General features: G+C 71.3%; 1 protein-coding gene. It reads right to left on the bottom strand.

Translation table 11 applies throughout. The features are described 5' to 3' along the window. Nucleotides 1-23 precede the first annotated feature (23 nt). On the bottom strand, nucleotides 24-247 hold a 224-nt coding region (locus SB822_RS59625), incomplete at its 5' end, for a hypothetical protein (protein ID WP_410859444.1).

A 247-nucleotide genomic window follows, 5' to 3' on the forward strand; every position in this document is an offset into this window, starting at 1 on the left:
GTCGTCCAGCGCTTCCACCGCGTTCATGCGGCCTGCTCCATCGCCTGGCCGTCGCTGGCGAGGATCCATTCCAGCGCGCGCCGGTAGGCCGACAGGCCGCGGCCGGGGTATTCGCCCGGGGTGCCGGCCTGGGTCAGGGTCTCGACCGCGCAGATGCGGGTATCGACCGGAATCGCGTCTTCCCAGACCCGGTCGCCGTAACTGTCCTGCATCTGCTTGAGCGTCTCGGTGCCGGCGCGGGTGCGGC

The organism is Paraburkholderia sp. SIMBA_054 (assembly GCF_046534875.1).
In the GTDB taxonomy this organism is placed as follows: Bacteria; Pseudomonadota; Gammaproteobacteria; order Burkholderiales; family Burkholderiaceae; genus Paraburkholderia; species Paraburkholderia hospita.